At 52.8% G+C, this 16,033-nt stretch carries 14 protein-coding genes and 1 tRNA gene; 10 read left to right on the top strand and 5 right to left on the bottom strand.

Annotated features, from left to right (window positions below; genetic code table 11):
- Positions 1-2: 2 nt before the first annotated feature.
- The gene (gene seqA, locus IM314_RS13260; RefSeq protein ID WP_028012363.1) at positions 3-551 is read right to left on the bottom strand and encodes a replication initiation negative regulator SeqA; all 549 of its coding nucleotides are present in this window, start codon (positions 549-551) and stop codon (positions 3-5) included.
- Between the two features lie 183 nt (positions 552-734).
- Between seqA and ybfF the strand changes: the two genes are divergently transcribed.
- The 4 genes from ybfF to fur all read left to right on the top strand — a co-directional run bounded on the left by ybfF (position 735) and on the right by fur (position 3,345).
- The gene (gene ybfF / locus IM314_RS13255) at positions 735-1,508 is read left to right on the top strand and encodes an esterase (RefSeq protein WP_193359057.1); all 774 of its coding nucleotides are present in this window, start codon (positions 735-737) and stop codon (positions 1,506-1,508) included.
- 128 nt (positions 1,509-1,636) lie between these two features.
- Complete coding sequence (ybfE, locus tag IM314_RS13250) at positions 1,637-1,924, top strand: LexA regulated protein (RefSeq protein ID WP_014883017.1); 288 nt, start codon at positions 1,637-1,639, stop codon at positions 1,922-1,924.
- 155 nt (positions 1,925-2,079) lie between these two features.
- Positions 2,080-2,610 carry a flavodoxin FldA gene (fldA, locus tag IM314_RS13245; protein ID WP_008501067.1) on the top strand — a complete coding sequence of 177 codons (531 nt, stop codon included), beginning with the start codon at positions 2,080-2,082 and terminating at the stop codon, positions 2,608-2,610.
- Between the two features lie 288 nt (positions 2,611-2,898).
- Positions 2,899-3,345 carry a ferric iron uptake transcriptional regulator gene (fur, locus tag IM314_RS13240; protein WP_028012361.1) on the top strand — a complete coding sequence of 149 codons (447 nt, stop codon included), beginning with the start codon at positions 2,899-2,901 and terminating at the stop codon, positions 3,343-3,345.
- 92 nt (positions 3,346-3,437) lie between these two features.
- Here fur and chiQ read toward each other — a convergent pair whose 3' ends face one another.
- From chiQ to nagE, 4 genes are all read right to left on the bottom strand, one after another.
- On the bottom strand, positions 3,438-3,764 hold the full coding sequence (gene chiQ, locus IM314_RS13235) for a ChiQ/YbfN family lipoprotein (protein WP_028012360.1): 327 nt from the start codon (positions 3,762-3,764) through the stop codon (positions 3,438-3,440).
- 47 nt (positions 3,765-3,811) lie between these two features.
- Entirely contained in the window at positions 3,812-5,209 is a 1,398-nt protein-coding gene (gene chiP / locus IM314_RS13230) for a chitoporin (protein WP_028012359.1), read from the bottom strand.
- 447 nt (positions 5,210-5,656) lie between these two features.
- Positions 5,657-7,324, bottom strand: coding sequence for a glutamine--tRNA ligase (gene glnS / locus IM314_RS13225; RefSeq protein WP_041910779.1), 1,668 nt, complete (start codon positions 7,322-7,324; stop codon positions 5,657-5,659).
- 179 nt (positions 7,325-7,503) lie between these two features.
- Positions 7,504-9,456 (bottom strand): PTS N-acetyl glucosamine transporter subunit IIABC, encoded by a 1,953-nt coding sequence (gene nagE / locus IM314_RS13220; protein WP_028012357.1) that lies wholly within the window; start codon positions 9,454-9,456, stop codon positions 7,504-7,506.
- Positions 9,457-9,784: 328 nt separating this feature from the next.
- Here nagE and nagB point away from each other — a divergent pair, with 328 nt between their 5' ends.
- The 6 genes from nagB (at position 9,785) to IM314_RS13190 (ending at position 16,032) form a co-directional block, all read left to right on the top strand.
- Positions 9,785-10,585 carry a glucosamine-6-phosphate deaminase gene (gene nagB / locus IM314_RS13215; protein ID WP_028012356.1) on the top strand — a complete coding sequence of 267 codons (801 nt, stop codon included), beginning with the start codon at positions 9,785-9,787 and terminating at the stop codon, positions 10,583-10,585.
- A 55-nt stretch (positions 10,586-10,640) separates the two neighbouring features.
- Entirely contained in the window at positions 10,641-11,789 is a 1,149-nt protein-coding gene (gene nagA, locus IM314_RS13210) for an N-acetylglucosamine-6-phosphate deacetylase (RefSeq protein WP_028012355.1), read from the top strand.
- A gap of 8 nt (positions 11,790-11,797) precedes the next feature.
- Positions 11,798-13,018, top strand: a complete 1,221-nt coding sequence (locus IM314_RS13205; RefSeq protein WP_028012354.1) for an N-acetylglucosamine repressor — start codon at positions 11,798-11,800, stop codon at positions 13,016-13,018.
- A gap of 45 nt (positions 13,019-13,063) precedes the next feature.
- The gene (gene nagD, locus IM314_RS13200) at positions 13,064-13,816 is read left to right on the top strand and encodes a ribonucleotide monophosphatase NagD (RefSeq protein ID WP_028012353.1); all 753 of its coding nucleotides are present in this window, start codon (positions 13,064-13,066) and stop codon (positions 13,814-13,816) included.
- Positions 13,817-14,066: 250 nt separating this feature from the next.
- A complete protein-coding gene (gene asnB / locus IM314_RS13195; protein ID WP_041910781.1) occupies positions 14,067-15,731 on the top strand; it encodes an asparagine synthase B in 1,665 nt (554 codons plus the stop codon).
- 227 nt (positions 15,732-15,958) lie between these two features.
- A tRNA-Met gene (locus IM314_RS13190) sits at positions 15,959-16,032 on the top strand.
- Position 16,033 lies beyond the last annotated feature (1 nt).

The raw sequence follows: 16,033 nt of genomic DNA, 5'->3' as shown, positions 1-16,033 counted from the left end.
GGTTAAATTGTACCGCAAACCTTTTCAATCAATTCCGCCGGGAACTGCATGGACTGCATGATGTGTTCAATCATGCTGCACTTGCGGCCCGTATTGGTATTGGTGATCACCCAGTACGGAGTGCCAGGGACATGTTTAGGTTTGGTTTGATTGCCATTTTGCAGCAGCGTCTGCTCGTCGCCCGCGAAATAGACGCGGGTACGGCCGTGCAGCGACTCGGTCGCTTCAGCAAACGCTTTGTTATCCAGGGAGTAAAGTGTAGACAGCACCAGCATAAAACGGTTAACCGCCTTTTTCTGCTCCGCATATTCGTCGGAGAGCAGCAGTTCGCGCATCGCGCGCACTTTATCTTTCACCGGCGTCACGGCAGGTTTTGCTTGTGCAGCAACGCTCGGCTGAGACACGACATCTTTGGTAACTGGGGTGGCAGGCTGTGAAGCGGCGGAAATTTTAAGCATGCGCCGTAAAATGTCGGACGCGCTCTCCCCGATATGCCGCGTCTGGCTGGCAATATACTGATAGAGTTCGTCATCAACTTCGATTGTTTTCATCTTAATCCAGTGCGATATCTTATCTGAATACAAGTCATTGGGATTATAAGGTCAAATCCCAACAGCGGATAGCGTCAAACCAGGTTGGCGGCAAAAGTCAGATTAAACTGGAACCTTGCAGCCGGGCGGCAGAATGGTCAACATGATACCCTAACCTGACATACGTAAAAAAAGAACTTTGCCATGAAATTGAATACCCGAGCGCAAACTGCACAATCGCCGAACAATAATTCCCCCATCGTGCTGGTTCATGGACTTTTTGGCAGCCTGGATAACCTGGGCGTGCTGGCCCGCGATTTGGTTACCGATCACAATATTTTGCAGGTCGATATGCGCAACCACGGGCTTTCCGGCCGCTCAGACGAAATGACTTATGCGGCAATGGCGCAGGATCTGCTGGATACGCTGGACGCGCACAACCTGCAGAAGGTGACCCTCATCGGGCATTCAATGGGCGGTAAAGCGGTTATGGCGCTCACCGCGCTGGCGCCAGAGCGAATTTCCGGGCTTGTCGTGATTGACGTTGCGCCTGTGGATTACGACGTTCGCCGTCACGATGAGATTTTCGCGGCGATCAATGCCGTAACCGAAGCTGGCGTTTCCACTCGTCAGCAGGCGGCAGCGGTTATGCGTGAGCATCTTGATGAAGAAGGCGTGGTGCAGTTCCTTTTGAAGTCGTTTGTTGACGGGCAGTGGCGGTTTAACGTGCCGGTGCTGTGGGACCAGTACAACCACATTGTGGGCTGGGAAACCGTTCCCGCCTGGCCGCACCCTGCCCTCTTTATTCGCGGCGGTAACTCTCCTTATATTACCGACGCGTACCGGGACACGCTGCTGGCACAATTCCCGCAGGCGCGCGCCCACGTCATTGCCGGTGCCGGACACTGGGTGCATGCGGAAAAACCGGATGCTGTACTGCGCGCCATTCGCCGCTATCTCGCTGATACTGCAAATTGATTAAAAAGAGAGCGACTGGAAGATGACGGGCTTCCAGTCGTTGGCGTGCCGTTTTTGGTGATGTATGATGGCGCGCTTATCGCCCGGGCTTTAGCAGGGCGGCGTGTTTCCCCCGAAGTCTCATAATCATGGCCAAAGAACAAACGGACCGTACGACACTAGATCTGTTCGCGAATGAGCGTCGACCGGGACGACCGAAAACGAATCCGCTTTCGCGCGATGAACAGCTGCGTATCAATAAACGCAATCAGCTTAAACGCGATAAAAATCGTGGGCTTAAGCGTGTCGAACTGAAGCTCAACGCCGACGCGGTCGATGCGCTTAACGAGCTGGCAGAGGCGCGTAATATCAGCCGCAGCGAGCTTATTGAAGAGATGCTCATCGCCCAACTTGAGACGCTGCGCAGCCAGGCATAAGTCTGAAAAACCCCTTTATCGCCCTTTTCATGTAGCACAGAGTGCAGTCCTGCGCGATAGCGGTTTCCGCAGGGTTGCCAGTTCTGCTATTATTGCCCTTATCCGTGGCCGAATTGCGCCACCATACCATTAAGTTTCAAGAGGTTATTTTACTCATGGCAATCATCGGCATTTTCTTCGGCAGTGATACCGGCAATACCGAAAATATCGCAAAAAACATTCAGAAACAGCTCGGTAAAGACGTTGCTGATGTGCATGACATCGCCAAGAGCAGCAAAGAAGATCTCGAGGGCTATGACATTCTGCTGCTGGGTATTCCAACCTGGTACTATGGTGAAGCCCAGTGCGACTGGGACGATTTCTTCCCGACGCTGGAAGAGGTGGACTTCAACGGCAAGCTGGTTGCCCTGTTCGGTTGTGGCGATCAGGAAGATTACGCCGAGTACTTCTGTGATGCGCTGGGGACGATTCGCGACATCATTGAGCCTAATGGCGCGGTTATTGTGGGCCACTGGCCGACTGCCGGTTACCACTTCGAAGCCTCTAAAGGCCTGGCCGATGACGATCATTTTGTCGGACTTGCCATTGACGAAGACCGTCAGCCAGAACTGACCGCAGAGCGTGTAGAGAAGTGGGTTAAGCAGATCCGCGAAGAACTGCATCTGGACGATATTCTCAACGCCTGATTTTTTACGGCGCAACGCGGGTTGCGCCCCTTTTCCAGGTAAAACCGATTAAATTAATTGCTACAAACTTTTAACTTTTTCGCCCATACCTGTACAATGTCTCCCTGGCAAAACGTGGTTTCCATTGAGCAAGTTTGTAGGTGATACCACGTTTTTATAAGCATACTTTGCCTGAGACTTGCAGTTTTCATTTAGGCATGGCAGTTCTATAATGAGACGCATTATCCCAGGTGCATTTTCTGTCACTTCCCAGAGAAGTGAATCGTTTAGCAACAGGACAGATTCCGCATGACTGACAACAATACCGCATTAAAGAAGGCTGGCCTGAAAGTAACGCTTCCTCGGTTAAAAATCCTGGAAGTGCTTCAGGGTCCAGACAATCACCATGTCAGTGCGGAAGACCTTTATAAACGTCTTATCGACATGGGTGAAGAGATTGGACTGGCCACCGTATATCGCGTGCTGAACCAGTTTGATGACGCGGGCATTGTTACCCGTCATAATTTCGAAGGCGGTAAATCTGTATTCGAACTGACCCAGCAGCATCACCACGATCACCTGATCTGCCTCGATTGCGGCAAGGTCATTGAATTTAGCGATGATTCCATCGAAGCGCGTCAGCGTGAAATCGCAGCTCGTCATGGCATTCGCCTGACCAACCACAGCCTGTACCTTTACGGTCACTGCGCTGAAGGGGATTGCCGCGAGAATGAACACGCTCACGACACAAAATAAGTTAGCGTTCATACTCTGAGCCAGCCGTAAGGTTGGCTTTTTTTTGCCAGAAAAAAGCCCGGTAAGCAAAGTGCCACCGGGCGGAGATCAACTCATTTGTTGTTATTGCGTATCTCGTTCCAGATTTTATCGCAACGCTTCGCCACTTCCTGATCGTTACCGGTTTTACGTGCCTGGATGCAGGCCTGATAATCCATCACGCGAACATTCTCCTGCGTCGCGAACGCCTCATGCGCTTTCTCTTTCTTTAACACATTTAGCACGCTCTGGCAGGCTTCAATCTTCTCAGGCGATCCTTCCGCGGTATTAATACAGGCGCTATACGCCTCCTTCAGACGGGCGTCCTCTTTCGGCGCCTGAGTCTGAACACACGCCACCAGCCCTGATGCCATCAGCGCGACGATTACGATTTTTTTCATCATGTGCAGTCTCCAGACCGGCGGGACTCAGCCCGCCGGTGTGCTCATCAGAAGATGGTGAATGGGGCGATAACCATGAATTTGACGTCACGTTCATCCTGGAAGATGTTGCCGTAACCGCCCGCATAGCTTGGGATATCGGAGTGGTTGTCATACTGCGTAAAGTGCAGCTTGAACATCGTGCCTTTCGCGCGGCCATCCTGCAGGGTGTAGATAGCATCCAGGCTGTAGGAGGACTCTTTCAGGCGATAGTTTGGATCGTAGTACGCATCCGGCGTCGCCATGTCTGCTGGTTTTGCATCCCAGGCGTAAGCGTAAGAAGCGCCCACCGCCCAGCCCGGCAGGTTCCAGTTTTTCAGGTCATACATGGCGCCGAAGAAGACCGCTTTCTCGCCGTCGGCGTTGAAGTCTGAGCGGTTATCCCACCAGATATCCAGACGACCGTTGGATGAGGCATAGGTCGGCGTCATACGCTGCAGGAAGTAGCCCTGCTGCCCTTCCGCCTTCACCCACGTGCCTTCCAGACGCAAATCAACCTGACCGACCTTGTAGCCGAAGGTTAACGCCTGCAGCCACGCGGTGCCGTTATAAATGTCATTTACGCTTCCATCGCTGACCTTATCGCGCGTACCGTAGAACTGGTAGCTGGTGCTCAGCGGACTACCGGCGATATCAAATTTGTAGCTGGCTTTAGCAAAATACTGATCGATATAGCCTTCCGCCTGACCAAATGCGGCTTCCAGAACCAGATCGTTTTTGAAATCGTACTTCGCACCCAGCGAGTGGAGGTAATCGACTTTGGTTTTCTTATCGTTCTGGTAGAACTTGTCCATCTCAATGTGCCACGGCGCTTTGTACTCGTTGGTCCACATATAGGAGAAGCTCAACGCACCTGCATCACCATAGTCAAAGTTAGCCCCGGCTTCTGCCCCCTGATAGGTACCAGGCATAAAGCTCCAGTGCGGCGCTAACAGCGTCTGGCCGGTTGGCTGAATATAGCCCCCACGCGCCCATACCGGGCCGTATTTGAATTTCGCTGCGGCCTTATAAAGGCTGATACCGCTTTTATCCCCTGACCAGTCTTCGTCATAGGCTTTATTGCTGGAGGAGAAGGCAATTTCGTTCGGGTGGCCGCTGTCGCCATTTTCAGCCATTTCAATCGCCGTAAACGCGGCAATATCCAGACCGAACATATCGGCGGCGTAGCCTGACTGGAAGTCCAGGTTGGCGTTCCAGGTGGAGTGAGAGAGGTTGGTTTTGTATTTATCTTCTGTGACATCTTTACGGTCACGTTCACGCTGCCAGTAATAAATACCGCCAGTGAGGGTAGAATCTTCGATGAAACCTGCTGCTTTTGCCTCTGGTGTCACCACCAGGCCCGACATTGCTGTCACACCGGCAATAGCCAGCGCCAGCGCACTACGTTTGCCACTGAACGTACGCATAGATTATTCCTCTTTGACGAATTAAAACGCCTTAAACGGCGAAAATATAAAAGACCAAAAGGCCAGGGGTAGTTATAAATACCCTCGAATTAACTACCGTCTTTAGGTTATTTTTCGCGACGCGAATTATCAATGCTTTTCAGTGGGCAAAAGTCAGGATTATGACGAAGTGCACATAATTGGTAGTGCTTTGTAACATTTGACCGAATGCGAGGTGTGGCGGGAGTAGAGCAGGTAATTTCGGCGTATTAGATCGTAATAAAACCCGTATTTGTCTTAATTCTCTTTTATCTGAAACAGACAAACTTTTTTTAGAAAAATAAGTAGCACCGCATTGACCAAAAATTTTAGCTGGCCTAATTACGGGCCTACTTTAACGATATGATCATTAAATAAAAAAACGCCGCTATAAGCGGCGTTTGTTTCTCATTGACCAGTGCAGCGTTATTATTCGCCGATCTTGGTCCAGGTATCACGCAGACCTACGGTACGGTTAAATACCGGTTTTTCTGCCGTGCTATAACGGCTGTCCAGGCAGAAGTAACCTTCACGCTCGAACTGGAACGCTTTGCCCGCTTCAGCGGCTTTCAGCGATGGCTCCGCATAACCTTGCTTGATCACCAGAGATTCCGGGTTGATGGTCGCCAGGAAGTCTTCAGCCGCACCCGGGTTAGGCACGCTAAACAGACGATCGTACAGACGAATTTCTACCGGCAGCGCGTGGGAAGCGCTCACCCAGTGGATCACGCCTTTCACCTTGCGACCGTCTGCCGGATCTTTGCTCAGCGTCTCAGCATCGTACGAACAGAAGATGGTGGTAATGTTACCTTCAGCATCTTTCTCTACGCGCTCGGCTTTGATGACGTAGGCGTTACGCAGACGAACTTCTTTACCCAACACCAGACGCTTGTACTGCTTATTGGCTTCTTCACGGAAGTCAGCACGGTCGATCCAGATCTCACCGCTGAACGGCACGTCGCGGCTTCCCATTTCCGGTTTATTCGGATGGTTAGGCATAGAGACCAGCTCGCTTCCACCCTGCGGGTAATTTTCAATAACCAGTTTCACCGGATCGATAACAGCCATCGCGCGCGGGGCGTTTTCGTTAAGATCTTCACGAATGCAGGATTCCAGAGACGCCATTTCGATGGTGTTGTCCTGCTTGGTCACGCCGATACGTTTGCAGAACTCACGAATAGAAGCGGCAGTGTAACCACGACGACGCAGGCCGGAGATCGTCGGCATGCGCGGGTCGTCCCAACCTTCAACGTGCTTGTCGGTCACCAGCAGGTTCAGCTTACGCTTGGACATCACGGTGTATTCCAGATTCAGACGAGAGAACTCGTACTGACGCGGATGCACAGGAATGGTGATGTTATCCAGCACCCAGTCGTACAGACGACGGTTATCCTGGAACTCCAGCGTACACAGCGAGTGCGTAATCCCTTCCAGCGCATCGCTGATGCAGTGGGTGAAGTCGTACATCGGGTAGATGCACCACTTGTTGCCGGTCTGGTGGTGTTCTGCGAACTTAATGCGGTACAGCACCGGATCGCGCATCACGATAAACGGCGACGCCATATCGATTTTGGCACGCAGGCACGCTTTACCTTCTTCGAAGCCACCGGCACGCATTTTTTCAAACAGCGCCAGGTTCTCTTCCACGCTGCGATCGCGGAACGGGCTGTTTTTGCCTGGTGCAGTCAGCGTACCGCGATACTCGCGGATTTCGTCCGCAGACAGCTCGTCAACGTATGCCAGACCTTTGTTGATCAGCTCCACCGCGTAGGCATACAGCTGATCAAAATAGTCAGAGGAGTAGCAGATATCGCCAGACCAGTTGAAGCCCAGCCATTGCACGTCGTTTTTAATGGACTCAACGTATTCGATGTCTTCTTTTACTGGGTTGGTGTCATCGAAACGCAGGTTGCACTGCCCCTGGTAGTCTTGCGCAATGCCAAAGTTCAGGCAGATCGATTTCGCGTGACCAATGTGCAGGTAGCCGTTCGGCTCCGGCGGGAAACGCGTATGTACCGTGGTGTGCTTACCACTGGCCAGATCTTCATCGATGATCTGACGAATAAAGTTACTCGGGCGGGCTTCTGCCTCACTCATCGTGGATTCCTCAAAGCGTAAACAACGTATAACGGCGTATGATCTTATAAGCCGGACGTAGTGACAACCCTTAGTTACGGAAAATACGTATCAGATGAAAATAATGGGGGCGTTTGCTGCAAAAAAAAGCGGCGGAGGATATCCCCCGCCGCTTAAGGCATGACTCTACTCAGGAGCGATTACTTGCCTTTAATCTCATACAGCGGTGTCTGACCCGCAACCACCTGACCTTTCGCCTGGAGTACCAGACCGCTAAAGTCGTCGATGTTGCTGCACACGACCGGACTAATCATCGAGCGCGCGTTGGCGTTCAGGAAGTCCAGATCCATTTCCAGAATCGGCTGACCTGCCACCACTTCAGCCCCCTCTTCCACCAGGCGAGTAAAGCCCTGACCGTTCAGCGCTACGGTATCGATCCCCATATGGACAACGATCTCCGCGCCTTTTTCGGTTTCGAGGCAGAACGCGTGGTTGGTGTTGAAGATTTTCACGATGGTGCCTGCCGCCGGAGACACAACGGTTTTATCCGTTGGTTTCACCGCCACACCGTCACCAACCGCTTTGCTGGCGAAGGCTTCATCAGGCACCTGCTCAAGGTCAACCACGTCACCCGTTACCGGAGAGACCAGCGCGGCCACCGTCACGGCGTTCGGCACGGCCTGCGGCTTAGCAACTGGCGCAGCCGTCGACGCAGGTGCGCTGTCGGCTGATGCGGCTGCGACCGGGCCACGGGCAACCACTTTCTTCATTTCGTCGCCAATGGATTCCGCTTTGGCGCCTACGATAACCTGGATAGTTTGTTTGTTCAGTTTAACCACGCCCGATGCACCAAGGCGTTTACACATTGCGTCGCTTACGCGCGCCGAGTCACCCACCGTCAGACGCAGACGGGTGATACAGGCATCAATCGCTTTCAGGTTGTCAGTCCCACCGACGGCAGCGATATAGCTGGTCGCCAGCTGAGTCAGACCCTCTTCGGTATTGCTGTTGGCTTCGTTGGTGACCACTTCGTCTTTGGTATCTTCGCGGCCTGGTGTTTTGAGGTTAAACATACGAATAACCGCAGTGAACAGCACGAAGTAGATGACGAAGAAGACCAGACCCATTACCACCAGCATCCAGACGTTCTTGCTTGCCGCCGGCAGGTTGTACATCAACACGTAGTCGATCGCGCCTGCAGAGAAAGAGAAGCCAGCATGGATGCCCAGCAGGGTCGCCACAAACAGGCTGATACCGGTAAGCACCGCATGCATGAGGTACAGCACCGGCGCCAGGAACATGAACAGGAATTCCAGCGGCTCGGTTACACCGGTCAGGAACGCGGTAATCGCAACGGACAGCAGCATGCCGCCAACCATTGGGCGACGCGCTTTTGGCGCAGCCAGGTACATTGCCAGTGCAGCGCCCGGCAGACCAAACATCATGATTGGGAAGAAGCCAGACATGAACATACCCGCGGTGCCGTCGCCCGCGTAGAAGCGGTTGATGTCGCCGTGGAATACGGTGCCCGCAGCATTGGTGAACTCACCAATCTGGAACCAGGCGATGGTGTTCAGCACCTGATGCAGACCGGTTGGGATCAGCAGACGGTTGATAAAGCCAAAGATACCTGAGCCCACAGCACCTGCTGAAACAATCCACTCGCCGCCCGCATGAATAGCATGCTGCACCGGCGGCCAGACGTAGCCAAAGATAGCTGCCAGGATCAGACAGAAAAAGCCCGTCGCAATTGGCACAAAACGTTTACCGCCGAAGAAGCTCAGGAAGTCAGGCAGTTTGATACCCGCCCAGCGGTTGTACACGGCACCACCGACCAGACCGGTAATGATACCCGCCAGTACACCCATGTTGATTTCCGGGTTGATGGTTACCATCGCTTTCGTGAGGATGAAGTAACCTACCGCCCCTGCCAGTGCCGCAGCACCGGCGCTGTCTTTTGACCAGCTTGACGCCACGCCGATGGCGAAAATCAGCGCAAGGTTGTCAAAAATGGCGCCGCCTGCCTGGGCAATAAACGGCACGTTAAGAAGATCGGGTTGCCCAAATCGCAGCAGCAACGCTGCAACCGGTAGCACGGCGATAGGGAGCTGCAAAGCCCTACCGAGGCGCTGGAAAAAACCTAAAATATTCATCCTATTCCCCCTACGAGACCCATTATTAAGACTCGCGCATAAACTATGTTTTTATTGTGTCACGAACGATAGATACAGTTGATGATTCACTGGCAGTCTGAGTGTGTGAAAAATTAATTCGTATCGCAAATTAAACACCTATTTTTTGTGATTATTGTCACCAAATATCGTATTCCCTCCTCCCTTTCACTGGCTAACAGCCAAAACTTATTTTATCATTCAAAAAATCAAGACGGATTGATCCGGCCTGAAAGGTTCCAGGTTACGCTTTAGCATCAGGTTCCGATACCCATCCGCCCACTCTTCTACTTAAACTTTGAGGTGAACAATGAGACTGATTCCCCTGGCAACTGCTGAACAAGTCGGTAAATGGGCCGCTCGCCATATCGTTAACCGTATTAATGCCTTCAAGCCTACTGCCGATCGTCCTTTCGTTCTTGGCCTTCCAACCGGTGGTACCCCACTGACCGCGTACAAAGCGCTGGTTGAAATGCATAAAGCGGGCCAGGTTAGCTTTAAACACGTTGTGACCTTCAACATGGACGAATATGTCGGCCTGCCAAAGGAGCATCCTGAAAGCTACCATAGCTTCATGCACCGCAATTTCTTTGATCACGTTGATATCCCAGCTGAAAATATTAACCTGCTGAATGGTAATGCGCCTGATATTGACGCAGAATGCCGTCAGTACGAAGAAAAAATCCGTTCTTACGGTAAAATCCACCTGTTCATGGGTGGCGTGGGCAACGATGGTCATATCGCGTTTAACGAACCAGCCTCTTCTCTGGCTTCCCGTACCCGTATTAAAACGCTGACCCATGACACTCGCGTGGCAAACTCCCGCTTCTTTGACGGTGACGTGAACCAGGTTCCAAAATACGCCCTGACCGTTGGCGTAGGCACCCTGCTGGATGCCGAAGAGGTGATGATTCTGGTACTGGGCGGCGTGAAAGCGCAGGCGCTCCAGGCAGCCGTTGAAGGCAACGTTAACCACATGTGGACCATCAGCTGCCTGCAGCTGCATCCAAAATCAGTCATCGTCTGCGACGAACCGTCCACCATGGAACTGAAGGTGAAAACGCTGAAATACTTCAACGAGTTAGAAGCTGAGAACATCAAAGGTCTGTAATTGAATAACCGCCTCTTCTGTCAGAGGCGGTCGCTTTTTTTAACCGGGGGTCGATATGTACGCTTTAACCCACGGTCGGATTTATACCGGCCATGAAATTCTGGATGACCATGCGATTGTTATCGCCAATGGCCTGATTGAACGTGTTTGCCCGCTGGCAGAACTGCCGCCGGAGATAGAACAGCGCTCACTCAATGGAGCAGTAATCTCCCCCGGTTTCATCGACGTACAGCTTAACGGCTGCGGCGGTGTGCAGTTCAATGACACCGCCGAGGCGGTGACGGTTGAAACGCTGGAAATCATGCAGAAAGCTAACGAGAAATCAGGCTGCACCAGCTATCTGCCGACGCTCATCACCAGCAGTGATGACCTGATGAAACAGGGTATCCGCGTGATGCGCGAATACCTGGCCAAACACCCGAACCAGGCGCTGGGTCTGCATCTGGAAGGGCCATGGCTGAACATAGTGAAAAAAGGCACGCATAACCCGGATTACGTGCGCAAGCCGGATGCTGAACTGGTCGACTACATGTGTGCCAATGCTGATGTGATCGCTAAAGTGACGCTGGCTCCTGAAATGACCGGTACTGAGGTCATCAGCAAACTGGCTGCCGCCGGGATTGTGGTTTCAGCAGGCCACTCAAACGCCACACTGAAAGAAGCCAAAGCGGGCTTCCGTGCCGGCATTACCTTTGCGACCCACCTTTACAACGCCATGCCGTATATTACCGGCCGTGAACCGGGTCTGGTCGGGGCGATTCTCGACGAACCAGACGTCTACTGCGGCATTATCGCTGATGGCATGCACGTTGATTACACCAACATTCGCAACGCCAAACGGCTGAAAGGTGACAAGCTCTGCCTGGTCACCGATGCCACCGCGCCAGCAGGTGCAAATATTGAGCAGTTCATTTTTGCTGGTAAAACAATATACTACCGCAATGGACTGTGTGTGGATGAAAACGGTACGCTGAGTGGCTCCTCTTTGACCATGATTGAAGGGGTGCGTAATCTGGTGGAGCATTGTGGGATTGCGCTTGATGAAGTCCTGCGTATGGCCACCCTTTATCCGGCTCGCGCCATCGGCGTGGATAAACAGCTCGGCGGAATTGCACCGGGTATGGTTGCAAACCTGACGGCATTCACACACGATTATAAAATTATTAAGACCATCGTTAATGGTAACGAGGTCGTCACTGAGTAAGTAAAAGTATGACACCAGGCGGACAAGCTCAAATCGGTAATGTCGATCTCGTTAAACAACTTAACAGTGCGGCGGTTTATCGCCTGATTGACCAACATGGTCCAATCTCGCGGATCCAGATAGCCGAACAAAGCCAGCTTGCTCCCGCCAGCGTGACAAAAATTACCCGCCAGCTCATTGAGCGCGGTTTGATCAAAGAAGTCGATCAGCAGGCCTCCACCGGGGGCCGCCGCGCCATCTCCATCATTACCGAAACCCGTAACTTTCAGGCTATTGGCGTCCGGCTTGGTCGTCATGACACCACGCTCACGCTGTACGATTTGAGCAGCAAAGCCATTGCGGAAGAGCACTACCCGCTGCCCGAGCGCACTCAGGAGACGCTGGAACACGCGCTGCTGAATACTATCGCGCACTTTATTGAAAGCTGTCAGCGCAAGATCCGCGAACTGATCGCCATCTCCGTCATTCTGCCTGGCCTGGTCGACCCGGAAAGCGGTGTGATCCGATACATGCCGCATATTCAGGTTGAGAACTGGGCGCTGGTCGACGCGCTGGAAAAACGCTTTAAGGTGACCTGCTTTGTCGGTCATGATATTCGATCTTTAGCGCTGGCTGAGCACTACTTTGGTGCGAGTCAGGACTGTGAAGACTCTATTCTGGTGCGCGTACACCGCGGTACGGGCGCAGGCATTATCTCCAATGGCCGTATTTTTATTGGTCGTAACGGTAACGTTGGCGAGATCGGCCACATCCAGGTTGAACCGCTCGGCGAACGCTGCCACTGCGGCAACTTCGGCTGCCTTGAAACCATCGCCGCCAACACGGCCATCGAGCAGCGCGTTCGCCACCTGCTTGAGCAGGGTTATCAAAGCCGCGTCACGCTGGACGATTGCAAGATAGGCACCATCTGCAAAGCCGCCAATAAAGGCGACGCGCTGGCCTGTGAGGTAATCGAGCAGGTAGGTCGCCATCTGGGGAAAACCATCGCCATCGCCATTAACCTGTTTAACCCGCAGAAAGTGGTGATCGCCGGAGAGATTGTTGAAGCGGAAAAGGTGCTGCTGCCCGCCATCGAAGGCTGTATCAACACCCAGGCGCTGAAAGCATTCCGACAGAACCTCCCGGTGGTTCGTTCGAAGCTTGACCATCGCTCGGCGATTGGCGCGTTTGCGCTGGTCAAGCGCGCCATGCTCAACGGGATCCTGCTCCAGCATTTGCTGGAATCCTGATCGGACCTTATAGTAACGCCTTCTTTTTTTGATGTCGGAATGTCCATGACCATTAAGAATGTAATTTGTGATATCGACGGCGTGCTGATGCACGACAACGTTGCCGTGCCGGGTGCTGCGGAGTTTCTTCACCGCATCATCGACAAAGGAATGCCACTGGTTCTACTCACGAACTACCCTTCCCAAACCGGTCAGGATCTGGCGAATCGCTTTGCCACCGCAGGCGTCGACGTGCCGGACAGCGTGTTTTATACCTCCGCAATGGCAACGGCGGATTTCCTGAAGCGTCAGGAAGGAAAAAAAGCCTACGTGGTCGGTGAAGGCGCGCTGATCCACGAGCTGTATAAAGCAGGCTTTACCATTACCGATGTGAACCCGGACTTTGTGATCGTGGGTGAAACGCGTTCCTTTAACTGGGAGATGATGCATAAAGCAGCCTACTTTGTCGCCAATGGTGCGCGTTTTATTGCCACCAACCCGGATACGCACGGCCGTGGTTTCTATCCGGCCTGCGGCGCGCTGTGCGCCGGTATTGAAAAAATCTCAGGCCGTAAGCCTTTTGTTGTCGGCAAACCGAGCCCGTGGATCATCCGCGCCGCGTTGAATACGATGCAGGCACACTCAGAAGAAACCGTCATTGTTGGCGACAACCTGCGCACCGATATTCTGGCTGGCTTCCAGGCAGGGCTTGAAACCATCCTGGTACTTTCTGGCGTCTCGCAGCTTGATGACATCGATACGATGCCCTTCCGACCAAGCTGGATTTACCCCTCTGTCGACGAAATCGACGTTATTTGATTCTGAACCACGTCCCAGGGCGTGGTTTTTCATTTTCAGCTTATACAAACAAAACACCATCTAACAAAAAACCCTTTTCATTGCATAATCATCAATAAAAGGATGTTTGACGTACTCTTTTTTCACTATTCAGCAATCACTATTGCACTTTTTCCGTTTTGGCCCGTAAAACCCTTGCGCCCCTCCCCCCTTTTGCGGCATTTTCATAAGCAAGCAACATCACAATGCAACAGGGTTAACGGAGAAGGTTATGTGTTCAATTTTTGGCGTACTGGATATTAAAACTGACGCGGGCGAACTGCGTAAAAAAGCACTCGAATTGTCCCGCCTGATGCGCCATCGCGGCCCGGACTGGTCAGGCGTTTACGCCAGCGACAAAGCGATTCTGGCTCACGAACGCCTGTCTATTGTTGACGTCAACGCCGGTGCACAGCCGCTGTATAACGAGAAAAAAACGCACGCGCTGGCTGTCAACGGTGAAATTTATAACCATCAGGCGCTGCGCGCCGAGTACGGCGACCGCTACGCCTTCCAGACCGGCTCTGACTGTGAAGTGATCCTGGCGCTGTATCAGGAGAAAGGTCCCGAGTTTCTCGACGACCTGCAGGGCATGTTTGCCTTCGCGCTGTACGACAGCGAAAAAGACGCTTACCTGATTGGCCGTGACCATATCGGTATTATCCCGCTGTACATGGGTCACGATGAACACGGCAACTTCTATGTCGCGTCCGAAATGAAAGCCCTGGTACCGGTCTGCCGCACCATCAAAGAGTTCCCGGCGGGCAGCTATCTGTGGAGTAAAGACGGTGAAATCCGTTCGTACTACCAGCGCGACTGGTTTGACTATGACGCGGTGAAAGACAACGTGACGGATAAAGCCGAGCTGCGTCAGGCGCTGGAAGATTCCGTGAAAAGCCACCTGATGTCAGACGTGCCTTACGGCGTACTGCTCTCCGGCGGTCTGGACTCCTCCGTGATCTCCGCGATCACCAAGAAATTCGCGGCTCGTCGCGTGGAAGATCAGGAGCGCTCCGAGGCCTGGTGGCCGCAGCTGCACTCCTTTGCCGTGGGCCTGGAAGGGGCACCGGATCTGAAAGCCGCGCAGGAAGTGGCAAACCACCTCGGCACCGTGCACCATGAAATTCACTTCACCGTGCAGGAAGGTCTGGATGCGATCCGCGATGTGATCTATCACATTGAAACCTATGACGTGACCACCATTCGCGCCTCCACGCCGATGTACCTGATGTCGCGTAAGATCAAGGCGATGGGCATCAAGATGGTGCTCTCCGGCGAAGGTTCTGACGAAGTGTTTGGCGGCTACCTGTACTTCCATAAAGCGCCAAACGCCAAAGAGCTGCATGAAGAGACCGTGCGTAAGCTGCAGGCGCTGCATATGTTCGACTGTGCCCGTGCCAACAAAGCGATGTCGGCCTGGGGCGTGGAAGCGCGCGTGCCGTTCCTGGATAAGAAATTCCTCGACGTGGCGATGCGCATCAACCCGCAGGATAAAATGTGCGGCAACGGCAAAATGGAAAAACATATCCTGCGTGAATGTTTTGAATCTTACCTGCCGGCGAGCGTGGCATGGCGTCAGAAAGAGCAGTTCTCTGATGGCGTTGGCTACAGCTGGATCGACACCCTGAAAGAGGTGGCGGCGAAGCAGATTTCTGACCAGCAGCTGGAAACCGCAAGCTTCCGCTTCCCGTACAACACGCCGGGCTCGAAAGAAGCGTACCTCTACCGTGAGATCTTTGAAGAACTGTTCCCGGTGCCGAGCGCTGCCGAGTGTGTTCCTGGCGGTCCGTCAGTGGCCTGTTCATCCGCGAAAGCCATTGAATGGGATGAATCTTTCAAGGCGATGAACGATCCATCGGGGCGTGCGGTAGGCGTTCACCAGTCCGCCTACAAATAATCACAACGATTTCAAACAGGCTCCTAAGGGGCCTGTTTTTTTTGCCTCACATTTCACCACCAAAAATCGATTAATAACCAATAATTGCCGAATATTCGGTCACGCTGTTCGCAACCTAACCAAACAGTCACATTCCGGCTATTTTCGTTGAAAAAGGTGTTGACGCTGCAAGGGTCTATACGCATAATGCGCCCCGCAACGCCGATAAGGTAACGCGAAAAAAAGATGGCTACGTAGCTCAGTTGGTTAGAGCACATCACTCATAATGATGGGGTCACAGGTTCGAATCCCGTCGTAGCCAC

This window comes from Enterobacter cloacae complex sp. P42RS, assembly GCF_014930595.1.
Classification (GTDB): Bacteria; Pseudomonadota; Gammaproteobacteria; order Enterobacterales; family Enterobacteriaceae; genus Enterobacter; species Enterobacter bugandensis.
This window is presented reverse-complemented; position numbering and strand designations above follow the sequence as displayed.

Bases quoted from the DNA above. Each gene is read 5' to 3' on its own strand.
- seqA (WP_028012363.1), bottom strand. From the start codon at position 551: ATGAAAACAATCGAAGTTGATGACGAACTCTATCAGTATATTGCCAGC.
- ybfF (WP_193359057.1), top strand. From the start codon at position 735: ATGAAATTGAATACCCGAGCGCAAACTGCACAATCGCCGAACAATAAT.
- ybfE (WP_014883017.1), top strand. From the start codon at position 1,637: ATGGCCAAAGAACAAACGGACCGTACGACACTAGATCTGTTCGCGAAT.
- fldA (WP_008501067.1), top strand. From the start codon at position 2,080: ATGGCAATCATCGGCATTTTCTTCGGCAGTGATACCGGCAATACCGAA.
- fur (WP_028012361.1), top strand. From the start codon at position 2,899: ATGACTGACAACAATACCGCATTAAAGAAGGCTGGCCTGAAAGTAACG.
- chiQ (WP_028012360.1), bottom strand. From the start codon at position 3,764: ATGAAAAAAATCGTAATCGTCGCGCTGATGGCATCAGGGCTGGTGGCG.
- chiP (WP_028012359.1), bottom strand. From the start codon at position 5,209: ATGCGTACGTTCAGTGGCAAACGTAGTGCGCTGGCGCTGGCTATTGCC.
- glnS (WP_041910779.1), bottom strand. From the start codon at position 7,324: ATGAGTGAGGCAGAAGCCCGCCCGAGTAACTTTATTCGTCAGATCATC.
- nagE (WP_028012357.1), bottom strand. From the start codon at position 9,456: ATGAATATTTTAGGTTTTTTCCAGCGCCTCGGTAGGGCTTTGCAGCTC.
- nagB (WP_028012356.1), top strand. From the start codon at position 9,785: ATGAGACTGATTCCCCTGGCAACTGCTGAACAAGTCGGTAAATGGGCC.
- nagA (WP_028012355.1), top strand. From the start codon at position 10,641: ATGTACGCTTTAACCCACGGTCGGATTTATACCGGCCATGAAATTCTG.
- IM314_RS13205 (WP_028012354.1), top strand. From the start codon at position 11,798: ATGACACCAGGCGGACAAGCTCAAATCGGTAATGTCGATCTCGTTAAA.
- nagD (WP_028012353.1), top strand. From the start codon at position 13,064: ATGACCATTAAGAATGTAATTTGTGATATCGACGGCGTGCTGATGCAC.
- asnB (WP_041910781.1), top strand. From the start codon at position 14,067: ATGTGTTCAATTTTTGGCGTACTGGATATTAAAACTGACGCGGGCGAA.